Source organism: Caballeronia sp. A2-2 (assembly GCF_057612605.2).
In genome coordinates, this window is record NZ_CM172588.1 from 764,966 (window position 1) to 783,619 (window position 18,654).

18 protein-coding genes are annotated in these 18,654 nt (G+C 58.6%); 6 read left to right on the forward strand and 12 right to left on the reverse strand.

Features of this window, described 5'->3' with window-relative positions:
- Positions 1-2: 2 nt before the first annotated feature.
- The 4 genes from ACZCWR_RS19840 to ACZCWR_RS19855 all read right to left on the reverse strand — a co-directional run bounded on the left by ACZCWR_RS19840 (position 3) and on the right by ACZCWR_RS19855 (position 4,379).
- Positions 3-722 carry an amino acid ABC transporter permease gene (locus tag ACZCWR_RS19840; RefSeq protein WP_487304688.1) on the reverse strand — a complete coding sequence of 240 codons (720 nt, stop codon included), beginning with the start codon at positions 720-722 and terminating at the stop codon, positions 3-5.
- Positions 723-746: 24 nt separating this feature from the next.
- Complete coding sequence (locus ACZCWR_RS19845) at positions 747-1,580, reverse strand: ABC transporter substrate-binding protein (protein WP_487304689.1); 834 nt, start codon at positions 1,578-1,580, stop codon at positions 747-749.
- A gap of 233 nt (positions 1,581-1,813) precedes the next feature.
- On the reverse strand, positions 1,814-2,803 hold the full coding sequence (locus ACZCWR_RS19850) for a PDR/VanB family oxidoreductase (protein WP_487304690.1): 990 nt from the start codon (positions 2,801-2,803) through the stop codon (positions 1,814-1,816).
- 25 nt (positions 2,804-2,828) lie between these two features.
- Positions 2,829-4,379 carry a Rieske 2Fe-2S domain-containing protein gene (locus ACZCWR_RS19855; RefSeq protein ID WP_487304691.1) on the reverse strand — a complete coding sequence of 517 codons (1,551 nt, stop codon included), beginning with the start codon at positions 4,377-4,379 and terminating at the stop codon, positions 2,829-2,831.
- 230 nt (positions 4,380-4,609) lie between these two features.
- Here ACZCWR_RS19855 and ACZCWR_RS19860 point away from each other — a divergent pair, with 230 nt between their 5' ends.
- Positions 4,610-5,296 (forward strand): GntR family transcriptional regulator, encoded by a 687-nt coding sequence (locus tag ACZCWR_RS19860; protein WP_487304692.1) that lies wholly within the window; start codon positions 4,610-4,612, stop codon positions 5,294-5,296.
- 62 nt (positions 5,297-5,358) lie between these two features.
- On the opposite strand, the gene ACZCWR_RS19865 is transcribed toward ACZCWR_RS19860, so the two are convergent.
- Complete coding sequence (locus ACZCWR_RS19865) at positions 5,359-6,675, reverse strand: MFS transporter (RefSeq protein ID WP_487304693.1); 1,317 nt, start codon at positions 6,673-6,675, stop codon at positions 5,359-5,361.
- Positions 6,676-6,900: 225 nt separating this feature from the next.
- Here ACZCWR_RS19865 and ACZCWR_RS19870 point away from each other — a divergent pair, with 225 nt between their 5' ends.
- Positions 6,901-7,806, forward strand: coding sequence for a LysR substrate-binding domain-containing protein (locus ACZCWR_RS19870; protein WP_487304694.1), 906 nt, complete (start codon positions 6,901-6,903; stop codon positions 7,804-7,806).
- Between the two features lie 18 nt (positions 7,807-7,824).
- On the opposite strand, the gene ACZCWR_RS19875 is transcribed toward ACZCWR_RS19870, so the two are convergent.
- The 3 genes from ACZCWR_RS19875 to ACZCWR_RS19885 all read right to left on the reverse strand — a co-directional run bounded on the left by ACZCWR_RS19875 (position 7,825) and on the right by ACZCWR_RS19885 (position 11,074).
- Positions 7,825-8,226 (reverse strand): hypothetical protein, encoded by a 402-nt coding sequence (locus tag ACZCWR_RS19875; protein ID WP_487304695.1) that lies wholly within the window; start codon positions 8,224-8,226, stop codon positions 7,825-7,827.
- A gap of 665 nt (positions 8,227-8,891) precedes the next feature.
- On the reverse strand, positions 8,892-10,358 hold the full coding sequence (locus ACZCWR_RS19880) for a sensor histidine kinase (protein WP_487304696.1): 1,467 nt from the start codon (positions 10,356-10,358) through the stop codon (positions 8,892-8,894).
- The gene (locus ACZCWR_RS19885; protein WP_487304697.1) at positions 10,355-11,074 is read right to left on the reverse strand and encodes a winged helix-turn-helix domain-containing protein; all 720 of its coding nucleotides are present in this window, start codon (positions 11,072-11,074) and stop codon (positions 10,355-10,357) included. The genes ACZCWR_RS19880 and ACZCWR_RS19885 overlap by 4 nt, the downstream gene beginning before the upstream one ends.
- 201 nt (positions 11,075-11,275) lie before the next feature.
- Here ACZCWR_RS19885 and msrB point away from each other — a divergent pair, with 201 nt between their 5' ends.
- Genes msrB through msrA form a run of 3 tightly spaced genes read left to right on the forward strand, consistent with a single transcriptional unit; the run spans position 11,276 to position 14,398 of the window.
- A complete protein-coding gene (gene msrB / locus ACZCWR_RS19890) occupies positions 11,276-11,767 on the forward strand; it encodes a peptide-methionine (R)-S-oxide reductase MsrB (protein ID WP_487304698.1) in 492 nt (163 codons plus the stop codon).
- Positions 11,768-11,804: 37 nt separating this feature from the next.
- On the forward strand, positions 11,805-13,643 hold the full coding sequence (locus ACZCWR_RS19895; RefSeq protein ID WP_487304699.1) for a cytochrome c biogenesis protein DipZ: 1,839 nt from the start codon (positions 11,805-11,807) through the stop codon (positions 13,641-13,643).
- A 41-nt stretch (positions 13,644-13,684) separates the two neighbouring features.
- The gene (gene msrA, locus ACZCWR_RS19900) at positions 13,685-14,398 is read left to right on the forward strand and encodes a peptide-methionine (S)-S-oxide reductase MsrA (RefSeq protein ID WP_487304700.1); all 714 of its coding nucleotides are present in this window, start codon (positions 13,685-13,687) and stop codon (positions 14,396-14,398) included.
- Here the strand turns inward: msrA and ACZCWR_RS19905 are convergent.
- A complete protein-coding gene (locus ACZCWR_RS19905) occupies positions 14,391-15,503 on the reverse strand; it encodes an aminotransferase class I/II-fold pyridoxal phosphate-dependent enzyme (RefSeq protein WP_487304701.1) in 1,113 nt (370 codons plus the stop codon). The two genes, msrA and ACZCWR_RS19905, sit on opposite strands and share 8 nt — an antisense overlap.
- Positions 15,504-15,598: 95 nt before the next feature.
- Here ACZCWR_RS19905 and ACZCWR_RS19910 point away from each other — a divergent pair, with 95 nt between their 5' ends.
- Positions 15,599-16,492 (forward strand): LysR family transcriptional regulator ArgP, encoded by an 894-nt coding sequence (locus tag ACZCWR_RS19910; protein ID WP_487304702.1) that lies wholly within the window; start codon positions 15,599-15,601, stop codon positions 16,490-16,492.
- Between the two features lie 10 nt (positions 16,493-16,502).
- On the opposite strand, the gene ACZCWR_RS19915 is transcribed toward ACZCWR_RS19910, so the two are convergent.
- From ACZCWR_RS19915 to ACZCWR_RS19925, 3 genes are all read right to left on the reverse strand, one after another.
- Positions 16,503-16,880 carry a DUF427 domain-containing protein gene (locus ACZCWR_RS19915; RefSeq protein ID WP_487304703.1) on the reverse strand — a complete coding sequence of 126 codons (378 nt, stop codon included), beginning with the start codon at positions 16,878-16,880 and terminating at the stop codon, positions 16,503-16,505.
- A gap of 91 nt (positions 16,881-16,971) precedes the next feature.
- Positions 16,972-17,280 carry a DUF4148 domain-containing protein gene (locus ACZCWR_RS19920; RefSeq protein ID WP_487304704.1) on the reverse strand — a complete coding sequence of 103 codons (309 nt, stop codon included), beginning with the start codon at positions 17,278-17,280 and terminating at the stop codon, positions 16,972-16,974.
- Between the two features lie 105 nt (positions 17,281-17,385).
- The gene (locus ACZCWR_RS19925) at positions 17,386-18,285 is read right to left on the reverse strand and encodes a ketopantoate reductase family protein (RefSeq protein ID WP_487304705.1); all 900 of its coding nucleotides are present in this window, start codon (positions 18,283-18,285) and stop codon (positions 17,386-17,388) included.
- Positions 18,286-18,654: the final 369 nt, after the last annotated feature.

Below are 18,654 nucleotides of genomic sequence, written 5' to 3' on the forward strand. Positions count from 1 at the left end.
TTTCAGGTGCGTGCGGCGGGACGGCGCAGCATCAAAGACTTGCGTTTCGGCTTCTTCTTGATGACGAGCGGCGGATGAAACACGCGCAAACCAATTTGCGCCGCCACCCACGACAGCACGTTACTCAATACAAGGTAAGCAATCAGCACGATCGTGAATGTCTGCACATAAAGCAACGTGCGCGCGTTGATGACCGTGGCCGTGCCGCTCAATTCGGGTAAAGCAATCGCGGAAAGCAACGACGTGCCAAGCAACAATTGGATTAAGTTATTGACGATCGCCGGATAGACCGCGCGCGCCGCTTGAGGAAGCACGACTTCGATAAAGATCTGCGAACGCTCGAGACCGAGAATGGATGCCGCTTCGAGTTGGCCCTTCGACACCGACTGAATGCCCGCACGAAATACTTCGGCCAGATATGCGCCGACATTCACGCCCAGCGCGATCACGCCGGCGGTATAGGCGTCCAGCGTGAGGCCGAGCGAAGGCAGCCCGAAGAAGACGATAAAGATCTGCAGCAGCACGGGCGTGTTGCGGATCGCTTCGATATAAACGCTGGCAATCGCGCGCAACACGCCGCTTTTCGATGCGCTTGCCAATGCGGTCAGAAGTCCGAGCACCATTGCCAGCGCAAAGGCGAGCAGCGTCACCTGCAACGTCAGCCACGCCGCATGCACGAAGTCATTCGTATAACTCGCCAGGGTCAGCCATTCGTAACTCATGCTTCCTCCCTCGGAAAGTTCGACTCAATATTGCGGATTAAGCGGGAAACGCGGCTCCTGACCAAACCATTTCTTGTAAAGCTGCGCGTTCTGCTTCGATGCATTGATCTGGAACAGGAACAGGTTCAGATAATTGAGCCAGACCTGATCGCCCGCCTTGACGCCGAATGCGTTGTATTCGAGCGGCACGAGTGCTTCGTCGGTGACCATCAAGTCCTGATCGAGCGAGGCTTGATATGCGAGAAAGTTATTGTCCTCGATCATGGCGTCCGCTTGTCCTTGCTTGACCGCAAGAATGGCCGCCTGCGAACTGTCGAACTCCTGAATCTTGACTTGCATGTTCAGCGAGCGCACTTCGTCGCCATTGGTCGATCCCTTCACTGTCGCGATGGTACGGCCGCTCATATCCTTGATCGACTTGATGCCGCTGGACTTTTTCACGAGCAAGGCTTCGCTTGCCACTACATAGGGATTCGTGAAGGCAATCTCTCTTGCGCGTTCGAGATTGCGTGTGAAATTGCAGAACACCACATCGACTTTGCTGGTTTGCAGATTAGGAATGCGGTTCGCGCTTGTCGTATTGACGACTTCGAGCTTCACGCCCATTTGCTTCGCAAGTTCCTTGGCGAGATCGACGTCGTATCCGTCAGCCTGGCCATCCTTGTTGTAGAAACCGAATGGCGCGAAGCTCAGACAATCGCCTACACGGAGCGTGCCGCGTTGCAAAACCTGCTTGAGAATGGAACTGGCCGCGCCGTCCTGCGCCGGTGTTTCTACCTTTGAACAGGCAGCCAGCGCGACGAAACCGGCAAGAGCAAACCAACGGACGTACTTCGCGCAATCTCTCACAAGTCTCATGTTCAGGTCTCGATGAAATAACCGGGCGTTTTGCCGTTTTCAATCGTCCGGTATATCGGACGACGATCCGAAGCAGCAGATGGGAGCCAAGTCTTTCACTAAAAAATAAATGTGGCAAGCGGGTTTACATGGAGTCTTTTCTTTAGGCAAATTGACTTCGCGCTAAAGCAAAAAGGGCGGACAAGTTGCCTTGTCCGCCCTAACCGAGCCTTTAGAATCTTCGTGCGATTTCGCTATAGATCCAGCACGAGCACCTTGCTGGTCGCACGCGATACACACGCCGTTAGAAATTCTGTTTTCTCGTCGTCGCTCAAAATGCAATCGTTATGTTCGACTTCGCCTTCCAGATAACGCACCTTGCAGGTTCCACATAAGCCCGCGCAACACGAAGTCTCCATGCTCACGCCCGCTTGCGCGAGCGCATCCGCAATGCTTTCCTCTTTCGACACCTCGATTTCCTGTCCCGTGCTGGCGATGCGAACCGTGAAACCATCCAGCGTGTCGTTGGCGGCTTGCTCATCCGGATTGCGTTCGGGCGCCTTGAAGTGTTCGAAATGCACCGTGCCCGATGGCCAGTGTCCCGCCGCTTCCGCGCATGCTTTCATGAAGCCGCCCGGACCGCAGTAATACACGTGTTGCCCTTCGCCCGGATCATTCAGGAGTCCGCGAATATCCAGTCCGGTGGCGGGATCGCCGCCATCGAAATGAAAATGCAGACGGCCGCTCGCGCGCATTGCTTCGAATTCCTCCGAAAATGCCGCGCAGGCCGCATCTTTCGTGCAGTAGTGCATTTCATAGTCGATGCCCGCATCTTCGAGCTCATGCGCCATTGCCTTGAGCGGCGTCACGCCGATACCGCCGGCAATGAGCAGCACCCGGCGCGCGCCATCGATCAAACCGAAGTTATTGCGCGGACGGCTCACGCGAACGATATCCGCTACCCGCAACTGCTCGTGCAATGCGCGAGAACCGCCACGTCCACGCTCGTCGCGCAACACCGCGATGACATAGCGATGCCGCTCACGCGGCGCATTGCTGATCGAATACTGCCGGATCACGCCGCCTGCAAGATGAATGTCGATATGCGCGCCCGCCGTGAAGGGCGGCAATGCCGCGCCTTCCGGGTCCACCAGCTCGTAAGAGTTGATTCCGCGGCCTTCATAGCGCACTTGCCGCACGAGCAGATCGAGCGTGCCCGCCTGCGCACTGAGTTGCGTTGACATGATGATGTTTCCTCGATCGATGCAGTCACGCTTTCATCGATTGTTCGAGTTCTTCGAAGCGCTCTTGCACGAAGGTCTTGCGCTCGTCGCCTTTCATGGTCTCGCTTTGCGCAAGAATGCTGACGATCTGCTTGAGCACCTTGCGACGCCGCGCGACTTCCTCCTCCACCGTCGCGCCCTGCTCGATCTCGAAGACATTGCCCGAGCAGAAACTATTGGGCGCACCCGCGTGTTCGCGAAACCACTCGGCGAAATTCACCGCCGACGCAGCCGGGTTCGAACCGCGCAAGGCATCGCGCAGCATCTTGCGGAACAGGAACACACCGGCGTCGAACTTGGTCGGATTCTCCAGGGAATGAACCGCGATCGGACGTTGGCTGATGATGGCTTCGTAATCGCCGGGTGCGTATTGCGCGTCCTTATAGTTCGGACGTTCGCGATGATTCGGCGGAATCGGCACGATCTCGTCGATGCTGTATTTGCCGAAGCGCTCGGGCCGGCGCAATGCAACCTGACCATCGAGAAAGTCGATCGATTCATAACCCACGAGTTCTTTCTTGCCGACGCCGCGCGTATCGATTCCCGGACCCATCACGCGCCAGCCGATCATCTTGCTGTTCTCGTCATCGACCGGAACCGTCCAGCGAATGATGTGGAAGCGGCTGAAGTGCTTCTTCTTTGACCCGTCCTCGGATGTGTAGGCATGCAAACTTAAATTCGGCAGGACCTGATGTTGCACACGCACGAACAGGCGATCCTTGTTCACACGGCGCGCACCCGCGCAGGCAAGACTGCGGCCTTGCTGCACCGGCTGAAAATGCATGTCCGGTGCGACTTCCATCGATGCCGCGCCCACTTCGTCGAACGTGGTGCCCTGAAACTTTCCCTTCACGACATTCTTGGCAGCATGCAAGGCGGTCGGATGGAAGTTGTCCGCCGCGTTGTCCTGAACCTGAAGCCAGTTGCAATGCTGGAAGTTGCTGTACGGTACGAGTTCGTCGCCGGGCATCACGGTGTAGTCGCCTTCCCATTCGGGGAACGGCGGCTCGTTTTCCGGCGGCCCCATGTAGGCGAACACGAGGCCATGACGCTCGACGGCCTTATAGGCGCCCTGACGAATCGAGCACGCGTACTTCTCCGCTTCCTTCTCCTCGCCTTTCGGAAAGGGCACATGAAGGCACGCGCCGTCCACATCGAACACCATGCCGTGATAGCAGCACATGATGCCGCGTTCCTGAATCGCACCGTATTCGAGCGATGCACCGCGATGCGCGCAATGTGCATGCAACAAGCCCACGCGGCCGCTGCCATCGCGGAACGCCACCAGTTCTTCGTTCAGGATCTTCAGAAAGCGCGGCGTGTCGGTCAGTTCCATCGACATGCAGACCGGATGCCAGAACGCGCGCATGTATTCGCCCATCGGCGTGCCCGGACCCGTTTCGGTCAGTTCCGGATCATGACCCGGCACCTTGTTCACGTAATAGCCGCCATACGGGACCAGTTTCTTGACCGTTGCGTTCGTGGTGGCGCCGCCGCTGCTTTTCTGTCCTTCCAGCTTGTCTGATTTGATGGTCATGGGGATGTGTCTCCGCATCGTTCGTGGGTCGGTTTAGTCAGTTCTTTCGTTTCCGGAATTCGGGTTTCCGAACTCCGTACTCTGTATACAAAGATTAGCGGCGCAGCCCAGTGCTGTCTCTATGGGTAAACACGAAGAAAAGCTGGCATGCCGAAGCAATCGCGTTGACGCACCGCATGAGGCGGCGGTAACCTTGCCGTATTCTGTATCCAGACATCACGGTAATCGACATGCCCGCCAAACTTTTGAAGCTCCAGGCCCGTACCGACTATGTGGACGAAGTCTATAAAGTCCTGCTCGACGCCATCAGTTCCGGTTCGCTCGCCCCCGGCACGCGCATCACGCAGGAAGAGATCGCCGAGCAGCTTGCCGTGTCGCGTTCGCCGGTCCTGCAGGCATTGCGGCTGCTCAAGAAAGACGGCCTCGTCGTCGATGCACCCGGTCGCGGTCTGCTCGTCACGCCGCTCGATCCCGACTGGATCAGCCATCTCTATGAAATTCGCGGCGCGCTCGATTCGCTTGCCGCGCGGCTCGCGGCGGAGCGCCACGCGAAGCTCGACAAGTCGCTGATATCGCATGGACGGCGCGCTTCCCGAGGCGATGACGTCAAAGCCATGATCGATGCCGACATGGCCTTTCATAGCGCGATTTATGAGGCATCCGGCAATCCGCTCATCGCGCAAACGGCGCATACGCACTGGGTGCATCTGCGTCGCGTGATGGGCGCCGTGTTGCAGGCATCGGGACAGCGCAAGTCGATATGGGACGAGCACGCGGCGATCGCCACCGCCATTTCCGATGGCGACGCACAACGTGCCTCGGAATTGACGGACCTGCATACCGCGAACGCGCGCAGGAATCTCGTCGAACGACTGGGCCTTGTCCTGAGCGAGCAACGCAAAGCGGAAGCGACGTGAAGCACGAAGGCTATAAGCGCGAGCGGCCCCGCTTTTGCAGGGCCATTCTTTCTTGCACGACATCATCGATCGGCGTTTCGACGGCTATTGACCAAAGCCGCCGGCACGGTGAACACGAGCGCCGCGCCGATCACGAGACTCACCGCGAGGCCGAGCACGCCATTGCCGGTCGACCCTGTTTGCGTCTGAATGATGCCGATCAGCCACGGGCTCACCACGCCGGAAATACTGCCCACCGAATTGGCCAGCGCAAGACCGGCGGCCGCGGCTGCACCGCTAAGAATGGCTGGCGGCAATACCCAGAACTGCGAAATGGTGGTCACGACGCCCATCGTCGCGATGGTCAGCGCGATCATGCCGAACAATGTCGAATGCGCATACACCACGCTCAGATAAAGACCGAGCGCGCCGACCAGTCCCGCGCCTGCAAGATGCCAGCGGCGCTCGCCGCGCTTGTCGGAACTGTGTCCGACGAGAAGCATGGCGATAGCGCCCGCTGCATAGGGAATCGCGGAAAGCAGGCCGATATTGAGCGGGTCCGACACGCCGCTTGCCTTCACGAGCGTTGGCAGCCAGAAGCTCACGCCGTACAGGCCCATTGTGAAGAAAAAGTAAGTGATGCTGAGCAGCAGCACCTTCGGATGCATCAGGCCGTCTTTCACGGAATGAAGCGCGTGGGCGGGCTTTTCCTCGCGCAAATTCGTTTCGAGCATGGCCTTTTGCGAGTCGGTGAGCCACTTCGCATCCGCCACCTTGTCGTCGAGGTAGAAGAACGCCACGATGCCGAGAATCGCGGTCGGCACGCCTTCGAGCAAGAACAGCCATTGCCAGCCCGCGATACCGTGTGCCCCGCCCATGTGCGTCATGATCCAGCCCGAGAGCGGGCCGCCGATCACGCCGGACATGGGAATCCCGGTCATGAAAAGCGCGGTCACCTTGCTGCGGCGCGAGGCCGGAAACCAGTAAGTCAGATAAAGCAGGATAGCCGGAATGAAGCCCGCTTCGGCCACGCCGAGCAAAAAGCGCATGACGTAGAAGCTCGTCGGCGAGCTCACGAACATCATGGCGGCCGAAATAAGACCCCATGTCACCATGATGCGCGCGATCCAGCGCCGTGCGCCCACGCGCAACAAAATCAGATTGCTTGGCACTTCGAACAGAAGATAGCCGATGAAGAACACGCCCGCACCCGCGCCATAAACGGCCTCGCTGAACTTGAGATCGCTCAGCATCTGCAATTTAGCGAAACTTACGTTGATGCGGTCCAGATAAGCGCAGAGATAGCACAGGAAAAGGAACGGCAAGAGACGCCAGGTTACTTTTGCGTAAGTGGACGACTCGTCGCCCGAGAGATAGGCAACAGGACTATGGGAACTCATGTTTTGTCTCCTGATTGGATCAAGCACGGCGTGGCAGGTCAATGCGTCTCGCGCGCATTCGCCGCTTTTTTCAAGGCCGCTTTCCTGACAGATCGAGTTCGTGCGCTCGATGCTTCGGCTTTACAGATGTCTATCGACGGCTCTCATGTTCGTTGTGCGCCGGACGAAAGACAAACGATGCCTGTTCATAGAACCATGACATGCATTCATGCATAAGGAATTGCCATGAGGCGCATCCCAAACTTCGTTCTCTTGCGCGCATTCGAGGCGGCGGCAAGGCTTGAGAGCTTCACGCTCGCCGCGAGCGAACTGCATCTGACGCAGTCGGCGATCAGTCATCAGGTAAAGGAACTAGAGCAATACTTTGGCCGACCGCTGTTTCATCGTCGCAACCGGCGCGTGGAGACGACTTCGGAGGGACGGCGGCTGCATGAAAGTCTGGGGCGTGTATTCGATGTGATCGAAGCGGCCTGTGGCGAAGTGGCACTCGAACCGCAGGCGCAGGTGTTGGCCGTGCATTGCGCACCCAGCTTCGCGGCCAAATGGCTCGGACCACGCTTGCCCGAATTCATGCAGACGCATCCGACGGTAACCATTCGCCTTTCGTCAGACGCCGAGCCCGCCGATCTCGCACGCGTGCGCGAAGTCGATGTCGCGATCTCCTACGGCTTCGCGCACGAAAGACCGGGCGTGGTGACGCGTGCGCTGGGCATCGAACGAATCGTGCCTTTGTGCTCGCCTTGCGTGCTTCGCGAAGGCGTGTCGCCCGCCGAGCAGATCGCCGGAATGACGCTCATCGATTCACAGTTGAGCCGTGTGACCTGGCCCGGCTGGTTCGCATTGAACGGGCTGGAAATGCCGCGCGGGCCGCGCCCATCGTTCGACCGCGCCGCGCTTGCGATTTCCGCCGCCGTGGATGGCATGGGCGTCGCGCTCGAAACCACGCGCCTGGCCGAACGTGAGTTGTCGCGCGGCGATCTCATCGAACTCGGGGCGGGCGTGTTCGCGCCGCTCTCGCGAGAAACGCACTTCCTTTCTTATCGCGTCAATGAACGCAATATCGAGAAGGTCAAGTGCTTCTGCGAATGGGTCGTGGCGAAGGCAGGCCTCAACGAAACCGCCGAGGCCTGAGCGCATACCGGAACACCTTCACGCAAAGACATCCTGTCGCGCATGCGCGTCCTGTCCTAGACGTGCATGCGCATAGACGCGCTCGCGCTCCGAGGCCACCAGCGCGCGCTTGCGTGCAACCGTTTGCCGGTGGTATTTGGGATCGCCCATGCGCGTGACATATTCGCCGTGACGGTGCCGCAAATAGCGCTGAAAGAACTCCGCGCCGGGCAAGCCGCTATCGAGCGCCATCAACGCGCCGTAATCGATCGTGCGCACATCCGCGAGTGTTTCGATGGCGGATTCGAGCGCCGCGTAACGTGTCACGAGCGGAACGCCTTTTTCGCACAATGCATGAAAGCGCTGATAAGTCAGCACCTGTTCATGCGATGCACAGCGACGCAACGCTTTAGCAATTCGAAGACTCAATTCTGTTTCCACGTTCCCTCCTGCAAAGGTACGCGAATAGAGAGCGCAACTCACCGTCCGCCGTTCGACGAACGAAGACGGAACGCATTAGCCTGAACGACGCTTGCCGACACCGGGAGATAAGTACAGCGATGAAAAGACGAGTCAGCGCGCACCACGCCAGCGCCGCACTCGATCGCGCTGCAACCGTACTTCATGAATCGAAATTTAATGCTTATTCATTGCCGCATTAATAAGTTCATGTCTGATTCATTTGTACGTCTTGGTTCGCACGCGAAAATGGGTGCGATTTTTTAAGTCGAATACTCGCCGACACACACCAGGGCGCTGACGTTAAAACTCATGACGTCATGATGCGCAATTGATGCAAACGGGCAGTCGTGCGCTTGACGCGTTCACGACTCGCGATCCATGTATTGACGGCCTGCAAGCCATTTTATTCACCACGCCACAGCGTCACGTCTTCGCCCTCGAAAGCTCAGTAACCTGCGACCCGATTACATGCTAGCAAACATAATGCGGGAATCCAAGGAAAGTTTCAGACTTCTGTCCATGCCCCAATTGGACACAGGCGTGTCATCTGCACCCGGCATGACTCGTGTCATTATCGACAATGAGGCGTGCGACGTTAATCAGCAAATCGAGAAATGAAGGCGCGAAAAAATCGCATCAATACGTCACGCATGATTGGATGGCAGTTCGAAACGAAATGTCGTTCCGTTCTGCCCTGTATCGACCAGCCTGATCTGACTGCCGTGCAATTGCAGCATGCGTTGCACGATCAATAAACCCAGTCCGCCGCGATGCATGCCGCCCGACGTGAATGGCCGCTGAAACAGCGCATCGCGCTTATCCGGTGGGATGCCGGTTCCCGTATCGCTTACCGTGACTTCGACGCGATCGGCGCTTGCCTCGAGCAATACTTGCACGCTGCCGTCCTCGGGCGTGTGCCGGATCGCATTGTCGAGCAAGTTGGTCAATACGCGTTCGACCATGCCGAGATCGGCGCATACGGCAGGCAGGCGAGGCGCAATGTCGGCGACGAGGTTCACACGGCGCGCCTGCGCGGACAATTCGAATTTCTCGAACACATCCTGGAGAAGGTCCGCGAGAGAAAACGGTTCGGTGTCCGGGCGAACCATGCCATGTTCGAGCCGCGCCAGCTCGAACAGCGATTGCGCGAGACGCCCGACCTTGGCGCTCTGTGCGAGCGCGATCGACAGATAGCGCCGGCGGTCGCCCTCCGCCAACGTATCGGCCTTGAGCGAAAGCGTTTCCAGATAGCCATGCAACGACGAAAGCGGTGTGCGCAGATCGTGCGAGATATTGGCGACCAGTTCGCGCCGTTCGCGGTCCTGCTGTCCCAGCGCGCGCCATTGTTCACCGATCCGCGCGGCCATGCTGGCGAAGGTGCTCTCCAGCACGACGATCTCGTCACGCTCGTTCTCTCGCGATGGCGCTTGCGCGACAGGAGGCTCGACCGGTGCGCCGCTCGCATCGAAGCGGCGCATGATATCCGTCAGTCGTCTTAAACGACGCGTGACGAGGCCGAACGCCACCAGACCGGCAATCAGCCCAAGCAACGTCACAAGGCCCATGGAAGCCAGCGTGGTGCGTAATACAGCACTTGCCGATGCCTTTGCGGCCAGTTCGTCGTGCTCCTCACCAAGCAACACGACATACACATACCCGAATGGCGGCTTGCCCGGCGCACCGAGCGGCGCGGCGCTGAATACCTTGCGCTTGTCGGCGCTGCGCGGATCGTCGCCGAGAATCGGCAATGGCGCACCGCTCAGGAGACGATGCACCGGCGCGAGATCGACCTGATTGCGCCTGAGATGACCAGGCGGCGCATCGTCTGCGCGGATGTGTCCCGCATCGTCCAGCAGATAGACTTCCACGCTCGGATTCACGACCATCAATTGACTAAAGAGACGACGCACGGCGGGTGCGTCGATGTCATGAGCGTCGGCCAGCGCGCTGTCATGCGCGATATGTGCTGCAAGGCTGCGCGAAAGGCTTTGAATAACCTCTTTCTCCCGCAAGTCGCTTGCACGAATTTGCAGCCATGCCGATGCACCGCAGCATGCAAGCAGCAGCACGCAAAAAATAGCAAAGAGCCTTTGCGAAAGCGTGAGTTTCACGACGATGCACCCTCCAGCGCCGCGAGTTTATAACCGTGACCCCAAACGGTCAGAATGCGTTTGGGATCGGCCGCGTCTTTTTCCACTTTCGCGCGCAGCCGGTTGATGTGCGTATTGACCGTATGCTCATAGCCTTCATGGCTGTAACCCCACACGGCATTGAGCAGATCCATGCGAGAAAATACCTTGCCCGGATGGCGGGCGAAGTGAACGAGCAGGTCGAATTCGCGCGGTGTCAATTCAATGCGCGCGCCATCGACAAAGGCTTCGCGTGACAAAGGATCGATTGCAATGCCATTGACTTCGATACGCCCCGTTTCCAGCCTCGAATCCTTTGCCACCGCATCGACGCGACGCAACAGCGCCTTGACGCGCGCGACGAGTTCCAGCACGGAAAACGGCTTGGCGAGGTAATCGTCCGCGCCCAGTTCAAGCCCGAGAATGCGATGCACCTCACTGGACCGTGCGCTCGTGATGATGATGGGCGTATAGCGCGTCATGGCCCGCGCGCGCCGGCAGATTTCGAGTCCGTCCACGCCCGGCAGCATCAGATCGAGAATCAGCGCATCCCAGCCGCCCTGTTCGAGCAGACGCAAACCCTCCGCGCCATCGGCGGAATGCACGACTTCATAGCGCTCATCACGCAGATGCAGTCCCAGCACATCGGCGATGTGCATGTCGTCCTCGACGATCAGAATGCGTTTCGGTTGATCCATGAACGATTAAATCGCTAAGACGCTTGAGGAAATACGCGTCTGAAAGAAAACGCGCATCGTATACGTTAAAGATTCAAGCCCCGTCATTGTGCAGAATTTTTCGCGGGCCAAGTATCACATTTAATTTAACTTTCGGTGAGGACTTGGCGATACGCGCGAGCCTAAGATTCGCTCAACCTGTTCGCTGAAGAGGAAAACACCATGCAAACCCGTCGCCGCTTTCTGCTCACCGGCACCGCGGCCGCCGCCGTGCTTGCGCTGACCGGGCGCTTTCGTGCGAATGCCGCACCGCAAGAGGCTTTCGAAGTCGCCCATAGCGACGACGAATGGCGCAAGCTGCTAAGTCCGATGCAATTCGAGGTTTTAAGGCAGGAAGGCACGGAGCGTCCTTACACGAGCCTTTTGAATGATGAGCATCGTGCGGGCACTTTTACCTGTGCCGGCTGCCGGCTTGCGGTGTTTTCCTCGAGTACCAAGTTCGATAGTCACACGGGCTGGCCGAGCTTTTGGGCGCCCATGGATCATGCGATCGCCACGCGCGTGGATGGCTCATTCGGCATGACGCGCACGGAAGTGCATTGCCGCCGCTGCGGTGGTCATCTCGGTCACGTCTTCGACGATGGCCCGAAACCCACGGGGCTGCGCTATTGCATGAACGGCATTGCCATGAACTTCGCGCCGGGCGCTGCGTGAACGCGCGCTCTCAATCAACCTATATGTCGAGCCGATCATGCTAATCATCGTTCTTGCCTATCTGGGCGGCGCGCTGACCATCTTGAGTCCGTGCATTCTCCCGGTGCTTCCGTTCGTTTTCTCACGTGCGGATCAGCCTTTCGTCAAAAGCGGCTTGCCCTTGCTGGCTGGCATGGGACTGACTTTCGCGGCGGTTGCATCGCTTGCCGCCATTGGCGGAGGCTGGGCCACGCAAGCCAATGAGTTTGGCCGATGGGCCGCCATTGCATTGCTTGCCGTCTTCGGACTCACGCTGCTTTTGCCAAGACTTGCCGACCGCATCATGCATCCGCTCGTCAGCGCGGGGAATCGGCTAACCGCCTTTGCGCAACGCAACAACGGCAAGGATGGCGCATCTCCGAGCATGGGCGGTTCCTTCGTATTGGGCATTGCAACGGGCTTGCTGTGGGCGCCTTGCGCGGGTCCCATTCTCGGGCTTGTTTTGACCGGCGCGGCGCTCAATGGCGCAAGCGCAAGCACGACATTTCTTCTGATGGCCTACGCGGCGGGTGCTGCGACTTCGCTTGCCGTGGCCTTGCTGATCGGTGGGCGCGTGTTTGCCGCCATGAAGCGCTCGCTCGGTGCCGGCGAATGGATCAGGCGCGGCATCGGCGTGGCGATGTTGGGCGGTGTCGCCGCTATTGCGCTGGGACTCGATACGGGCGTGCTCGCGCGCGTTTCGACGGTGGCGACTTCGGGCTTCGAGCAAAGGCTCATCGATAAACTCGGTCATCGTGACAATGCAATGATGCCCGCGCAAAACACAATGAAGCCTGCCAATGCCAATGTGAATGCCCCTGCCATGATGCGCGCAAGCGTCAATACGGCTTCTGCGGCGAATGCCGCGCCCTTGCCGGTGGAAGGCACATTGCCGCCGCTCGACGGCGCGGTGCAATGGCTCAATTCGCCGCCGCTCACAAAGGAAGCGCTCAAGGGCAAAGTCGTGCTCGTGGATGTATGGACTTATTCATGCATCAATTGTCTGCGCACCTTGCCGTATGTCAAAACATGGGCGCAGAAGTATAAGGATCAGGGTTTGGTCGTGATTGGCGTGCATGCCCCCGAATTTGCGTTCGAACGCAACATCGACAATGTGAAGAAGGCGACGCACGATCTGGGTGTCGATTACCCGGTCGCTATCGACAATAACTTCGCGATCTGGCGCGCGCTCAACAATCAATATTGGCCGGCGCATTATTTCGTCGATGCTCAGGGGCAGATTCGTTACCATCATTTCGGTGAAGGCGATTATGAACACTCCGAGCAAGTGATTCAGCAATTGCTCGCTGAAGCGGGACACGGCAATGTTGCACCGATGGCGAAGAATTCGACCGCAAGCGAAGAAGCAACGGCGCAGGGCGCGATGATGCAGGCCGACAACGCGGATGTCCGTTCACCGGAAACTTATATCGGTTATGAGCGCGCGGAACAATTCATGTCACCGGGCGGCGAGGCGGAGAACCGCGCGCACGAATACAAGTCGCCCAAGGCGCTGGAGGTGAACGACTGGGCGCTCGCCGGAACGTGGAACGTCAGTGCGGAACATGCCACGCTGGCACGTCCTTCGGGACGGATCGTTTATCGCTTTCACGCGCGCGATCTGCATCTCGTGCTCGGGCCTTCGAAGGATGGCAAGCCGGTGCGGTTTCGAGTGAGTATCGATGGCGAAGCGCCGGGTGCCTCGCACGGCACCGATGTGCAGGCAGATGGAACCGGCACGGTGACAGGGCAGCGTCTTTATCAACTCGTCCGGCAAGCCGGGCCCGTGAAGGACAGAACGTTCAGCATCGAGTTTCTCGACTCCGGCGTCGAGGCTTACGCATTTACTTTTGGCTGATGAGAACATCGGCAACGTTGGATATCGCTTGAGGAGTCGTCATGGCAAAGCAAGTCAGCAAAGTATTCAAGGCAGTGAGTGTGGCCGCGTTATCCGCAGGCGCGTTGATGCTGGTGCGCGCCGCACATTCGACCGAGGGCGCGACCGCCGTTCCTCCGCCCGCGCACGACGAGGCCGTCGGTGCGACGCACACCGAAACCGCCGTGTTCGCGGGTGGCTGCTTCTGGGGCGTGCAAGGCGTTTTTCAGCATGTGCGCGGCGTGAAGGAAGTGATGGCGGGTTATGCGGGCGGTGCCGCCAATACGGCGCAATACGAACGTGTTAGCGAAGGCGATACCGGGCATGCGGAATCTGTACGGATCACTTACGATCCCACTCAGGTCACGTACGGCCATTTGTTGCAGGTATTTTTCTCCGTCGCGCACAACCCGACCGAGTTGAACTACCAGGGCCCGGACCACGGCACACAATACCGTTCGGCGGTATTTCCGACGAACGGCGCGCAGCGCGATGTCGCCCGGGCCTATATCACGCAACTCGATTCGGCGCATGTGTTCAAGGACAAGATCGTCACTAAGATCGAGGACTATAAGGGCTTTTATCCAGCAGAGGGCTATCACCAGAATTATCTGACCGAGCATCCCGAAAGCCCGTATATCGCCATCAACGATCTGCCCAAGATCGGCGAACTCAAACAGATGTTCCCGAATGTGTATCGCAATGACGCGGTGTTGGTCACGGTCGCGTCTAAGTAACGCGGTCGAGATACGTATCGAGAATGGCAAGTGCACCCGGCATGGTGCGCCTGCCGAAGCCAATTCGGAAATGTGAGTCGCCGTGATCGATCAGTGTCGAAGGCAAGAGCAGCACGCCGGTTTGTTGAAGCAGGTCTTCGCAAAATGCCGTCGCTGACTCTTCCTTCAGGCGGACAAAGCCGATGGTCCCCGCCTTCGGACGATGCCATTCGAAACGGTCCGCACGCCGCGTCATGAATTCGTCAAGCACCTGCAGATTCGACTGGACGATGCCGACATTACGCGCAATCAGCCATTCGGTATGCCGCGCCGCGATGGTCGCCAGATATTCGCTCGGCGCGCTATTGCTGATGGTCAGATAGTCCTTGAACGTGCTCATGCGTTGAAGCACTTCCGTGCTGCGCGTCGCGATCCAGCCAAGCCGTAATCCCGCCAGCCCGTGCGTTTTCGATAGCGCGCCGAGCGATACCGCGCGCTCGTACTGATCGCAAGCGGCAGGAAGACGATCCGCGGCATCGTATTCGAGGCCGCGATACACCTCGTCGCTAAAAAGCCATAACCCATGCTTGCGCGCGAACGCGATGATCGCTTCGAACGCTTCAAGCGACGGCAGAAAGCCGGTCGGATTATGCGGCGCACAGATGACGATGGCGCGTGTTTGCGGCGTGAGCAGCTTATCGAGTTCGCTTACATCCAGCGCCCATCCGCAGGATTCCCTCGCCCGCCACGGTGAAACGGTAACGCCCATCGCTTCGGCCACCGAATAATGCGACTGATAGCCAGGCATATGAACGATCGCATGATCGCCCGGCTTGAGCATGGAATTCATGAAGGAAAAAATGGCTTCCTGCGCGCCTGTATGCACGATGATCTGCTCCGGCTGGATGTTTTCATACAGCGCTGCCAACGCATGGCGCAAGGTGGGATCGCCCGGATACTCGGTATAGCCGAGCCAGGTATCGTGCAGGCCTTGCGCGGAACCCGGCTCGAGCGCGAGCAGATCGCCGGTCGACATCGACTCCGGATCGGAACTGCACAGAAGATGGCGCGCGGTGAACTCATGTTGCGCGAAATAGCGTTCGAGTTTGAAAGGACTGGGTTGCATGAGAAGAAGGCTTACCGTGACTGAGAAAGCCTGATTCTGCCGCGCTGCCCGGCCACTAAAAAGCTAAACTTCCTTATTTGAATTAAGGAACGCTAATGCTCGACTACGCGCTGCTCGACGCCCTGCTGGCGGTCGTGCGTACCGGATCGTTCGAGCGCGCGGCGCGCGTGCTGAACGTCACGCCTTCTGCCGTGTCGCAACGAGTGAAGTTATTGGAAGAACGCGTCGGCAGCCTGCTCGTCAAACGCGCACAGCCGTGTGAGGCGACTTCCTCCGGTGCGCTGTTGTGCCGCCATACCGAACGCGTGCAATTAATGGAAGCGGAATTAGGCGGCCGAATGCCCACGCTGCCCGGCGCGCCCATCGAAGCGCGCCCGAGATTGCGTATCGCGGTGAACGACGACAGCGTGAGCAGTTGGTTCTTCGAGGCGGCAGCGCCCTTCTGCGTCGAACGCGGCCTTTTGCTGGATCTGGTCGTGGACGATCAGGATCACACCGCGCAAAGGATTCGAGACGGCGATGTGCAAGGCGCCGTCACCACGCAAGCGCTGCCTTTGGCGGGCTGGCGCGCGGTCAGGCTCGGACGCATGCGCTATCGCGCGGTGTGCGCGCCTGCCTATCGCGACGAGCACTTCTCCAAAGGCGTGACGCGCGATGCATCGAGACACGCCCCCTGCGTCAATTTCAATGACAAGGATGACTTGCAAAAGCGCTTTCTGCGGCGTCTGACGCGAATCGACATCGACCCGCCCGCGCATCTCGTGCCGCACGGTGCGGGCTTCGTGCATGCGTGCGTGTCCGGGCTTGCGTGGGGAATGTGTCCTGAAAGGCTGATCGCGCCGCTTCTGGAAAGCGGCGCGCTGGTCGATGTATCGCCGGGTGCGCGCATGGACGTGGAGCTTTTCTGGCAAAGCTGGCGGCTGGCCGTTAATTGGCTCGATGAATTCACCGCCACGCTGCGCGCGCAGGCAAAACGATTGCTGGATTGATTCGAAGCGATCAGGCAGGCGCTATTTCAATCGAATCGACACGGTCAGGATAAAAAGCCAAATACTCTTTAATTTGCGCGACCGCATCGTAAGGACTTTCGTATGTCCACACCGCGTTGGCCGCTTTCTCGCCGGCAGAAGGAATGCTGTAATAGCTGCACTCGCCCTTATAAGGACAATAGGTCGAATGCGACGTGCGTTCGAGCAACGCCATGTCCACATCTTCGCGCGGTACATAAAGCACTGCCGGATAAGACGCTTCTTTCAGGGAAAGCGCGTGCCTGGTATCGGCAACGACATGTCCCGCCGCCTTGACAACGACGTGAGACGAATCTTTTTCGATGGAAATAGGATGGTCGGGACCGGGTATCTTGACAGTGCGTTCCATGATTCGATTCCTACAAAGGTGAGCAAAGGAGCAAAAGTATCTTAGCGGCCTTTGTTCACCCGTGCAGGAATCGACGAGCAAGGACAAACATTCAGTGTCCGAAATAGGTGGGCTTGGCGCTGTCGTTGTCCAGCGGGAACATCATCCGTGTTCCTGCCGCAGATGTACCGTTGGAAACGCCACCGTACGAGCCGTTTTGACGCGCCACACGCTTCTCCGCGCCCTGAATCCCATTCGGGTAATTCGTATGATCGGAATCGGGCGCGTAACCCGCTGCCTCGACTTGCCGCAAATCCTGCTGTACCTGCGCGCGCGTCACGCCCGAATCCGATTGAGCGAACACTAGAGCCGGCGCCGCCAATACGGCAGCAGCGGCCACGGCTTTGACAAACGATCTCATGATGAACCTCCGGTTTCGTTAAGGGACGCGTCAATTTCGGCGTCTGCTTAAGTATGAGCATCACTCGTGCCCGTGGCCTGAAGATTAACAATCAACAATTAACAATCAAGACTCAGCCGCTTTGCTTTCGATTAGCTTGACGAGTACATGCAGCATTCGATTAGCGGGCGTCGGAACACCGCGCGCTTCGCCCCGCCGCACGATCAGGCCATTCAAATGGTCGATCTCACTGCGCTTGCCGCGAAAAACATCCTGCGCCGTGGAAGAAAACTGATTCGGCATGCTCTCGGCAATCTTTCGCACTGCCATATCCACATCTCCGGGAATAGTCACGCCATCGGCCTTGGCTACCGCCAAACATTCATCGACGATATCGCGCATGACACGCGTGACGCCCTCGCCTTGCACGAGCTTTCCATAAGGCATGCGCGAAATGGCCGATAAAGCGTTATACGCGCAATTCAAAACGAGCTTGGCCCACAGCGCACCGCGAACGTTGTCCGAGATTTCGGTTGGAATGCCTGCCTGCGCCAGAACGTGCGCGACTTCCTCGCTCGTGCTCGACGGCTCGATGACCAACTCACCGCGACCGTGATGTTTCACATGCCCCGCACCGGCCATTTCCGCCGCGACATACACCACCGCCGCAGCGGCCTCTTGCGGAAGCAATTCACGCAGACGCTCGGTGTTTTCGACACCATTCTGCAATGACAGCACGAGTGCATTCTGTTCGAGATAAGGCGCGATGGACCGCGCGGCATTCTCGGTATCCGTGGACTTCACGCAGAACAACACGAGCCCCGCGCCTTGCACCGCGCCCGGCTCCGTGCTTGCGCTGACGCGCACGCGTTCATCGAAGCGCTGCGTATCGAGCCTCAAACCTTCACGCTCGATTGCCTCGACATGCGCAGGCCGCGCAATCAGCACGACATCGTGACCCGCGCGCGCGAGCATGCCGCCGTAATAGCAGCCCACGGCACCCGCACCCATGACGGCGACTTTCATCTTTGTTTCTCCACTATGCAATGTTCGTTCATGCGCGAAGCCATCACGCTGCGCGCCTCAGGACCGGAAAAATAACACACGCGATGGTTCGCATAACGGACCGACCCTGTGGCGCATTTACAAAAGTGTCGTCATGGGCAAACCGTTCGCAAACGCTTGCGCCATCACGCTCGCAGCCATGTTGTCTGGACTTTGTGGGCGGACGCACCATAGTCGGATGATTTCCCGGTGAACCGTATTGTTAAATCAGGCCGTTGCAAATACGCTTGCCTTCAGCGGATCGACGATGCGATCAAAGCGGCCGACCGCTGTGGGGTGCAGCACGAACACAGTACCGTCAAACCGCGTTGTCGAGGAATGACGAGAGAC